The sequence below is a fragment of the Methylobacterium hispanicum genome (assembly GCF_022179285.1).
Lineage (GTDB): Bacteria > Pseudomonadota > Alphaproteobacteria > Rhizobiales > Beijerinckiaceae > Methylobacterium > Methylobacterium hispanicum.
The window spans coordinates 1-2,204 of sequence record NZ_BPQO01000074.1; the positions used below are offsets into that span (position 1 = coordinate 1).

2 protein-coding genes are annotated in these 2,204 nt (G+C 71.8%); both read left to right on the top strand.

The window, feature by feature from the left end:
• A partial coding sequence (locus tag MFF56_RS31755) for a tyrosine-type recombinase/integrase (protein WP_238232190.1) occupies positions 1-743 on the top strand: 743 nt, incomplete at its 5' end.
• Between the two features lie 4 nt (positions 744-747).
• On the top strand, positions 748-1,941 hold the full coding sequence (locus MFF56_RS31760; protein WP_043388075.1) for an IS91 family transposase: 1,194 nt from the start codon (positions 748-750) through the stop codon (positions 1,939-1,941).
• Positions 1,942-2,204 lie beyond the last annotated feature (263 nt).

The following is a 2,204-nucleotide window of genomic DNA, read 5'->3' on the forward strand; positions in this document are numbered from 1 at the left end:
AGGACCTGCGCCGCTTCCAGGTCGAGCAGCGCGAGGCCGGCGTGCCGGTGCCGACCCTCAACGCCATCGTCTCGGCATTGCGCTTCTTCTTCACCCACACCCTCGACCGGCCCGACCTCGCGCGGCGGCTCGTCCGGCTCGCCTATCCGCTCACGCTGCCGGTGGTGCTCAGCCGCGACGAGGTCACCCGGCTGCTCGACGCCACCACCTGCCTCAAGCATCAGGCTGCTCTGTCGGTGGCCTACGGCGCCGGCCTGCGCGTGGCCGAGGTCGCAGCGCTCAAAGTCATCGACATCGACAGCGCGCGCATGCTCATCCGGGTCGAGCGCGGCAAGGGCGGACGATACCGCAACGCGCTGCTCCCGGCGGACCTGCTCACCCTGCTGCGCCAGTGGTGGAAGGTCGGACGCCAGCAGGGCGTCATGCAGCGTGACGGCTGGCTGTTCCCGGGCCAGCATCCGATGAAGCCGATCAGCACCCGCCACCTCCACCGCATCGTGGTCGAGGCGGCCCGGGCGGCCGATATCGCCAAGCGGGTCGGCCCGCACACCCTGCGCCACAGCTTCGCCACCCACCTCTTGGAGGACGGCATCGACATCCGGGTGATCCAGGTCTTGCTCGGGCACGCCAAGCTGGAGAACACGGCGTTCTACACCAAGGTCGCCACCCGCACGGTACGCACCGTGACCAGTCCGCTGGACAAGCTGGGTCTGTTCAAGACGGGAGAGATCGCGCCCGGCTGAGACGGTGCGCGCCGCGATCGAGGTCGCCGACGTCTTCCGCGCTGCTGGGCCGGCCTACCGGGCGGCCCAGGCCGGCCACCTGAGCCTGCGGCAGCTCAAGGTCATGGCGGCGATCGAGCACTGCCGCACCGCCGCGCTCGGCGGCCACGTCGAGGGCTGCGGCGACTGCGGCCACCGGCGGATCGCCTACAACTCCTGCCGCAACCGGCACTGCCCCAAATGCCAAGGGGCGGCGGCCCGCACATGGCTGGCCGAGCGCGAGGCCGACCTGCTGCCGGTGGGCTACTTCCACGTCGTGTTCACCCTGCCGACGCAGGTCGCCGACATCGCCCTCCAGAACAAGGCCGCCGTCTACGACCTGCTGTTCCGCGCGGCGTCGGAGACGATGCTGACCATCGCTGCCGATCCCAGGCACCTCGGCGCCCGCATCGGCCTGACCGCCGTGCTGCACACCTGGGGCTCGGCGCTGACGCATCATCCCCACGTCCACATGATCGTGCCCGGCGGCGGCCTCTCGCCTGATGGTGCACGGTGGGTGTCGTCGCGGCCGGCCTTCCTCCTGCCGGTGCGGGTGCTGGGCAAGCTGTTCCGCCGCCTGTTCCTGGTCGGGCTGAGCGCGCTGCACGCGGCCGGACGGCTCGTCTTCTTTGGCGGCCTAGCGCCCCTGGCCGAGCGCCGCGCCTTCCTGCGCCATCTGTCCCCGGCCCGGACGAAGCGCTGGGTCGTCTACGCCAAAGCCCCGTTCGCCGGTCCCGCGGCGGTGCTGGCCTACCTGTCGCGCTACACCCACCGTGTGGCGATCTCGAACAGCCGGCTGATGAGCTTCGATGAGGCCGGCGTCACCTTCCGCATCAAGGACTACCGTCGCGACGGGCCTGAGCGCTACGGCACCCTGACGCTGGGCCCGCACGAGTTTATCCGGCGCTTCCTGCTGCACGTCCTACCCAAGGGCTTCCACCGCATCCGCCACTACGGTCTGCTCGCCAGCGCCGGCCGCCGGGCCAACCTCACCCGTATCCGAGCGCTGCTCGCCGTCCCGCCGCCGGTCATCCCGCCCGAGCCCACGGCGCCGCCCGACTGGCGCTCACCCTGCCGGTGCTGCGGCGGCCGCATGACGGTCGTCGAGACCTTCGGCCGCTTCCTGCAACCGCGCGGTCCGCCGACCGCGTCCGCCCTGACCGGGATGAGAGCACCGTGACCCGGCACGTCGTCAGCCACCATCATGCCGCCGGCCTTCGAGCCGCGGCCGGAGGAGCGTTGCGCCCCGACCGCCTCGACCCGCACTTCCGGCCGCCCGATCCAGACCGAGACCCGCCGGCCATCGCTCCGACCACCCCGTGCTGGCCGTCGGCCTGTCCCGGCGGATCACCCCGCCATCTCCGCCGAGCCCCTCGCCGGCCATCGCGCTCGCCCGCGCCATCAGGCCGGATCGCTCAATCCCCATAGCCGACTGCCTCGGTC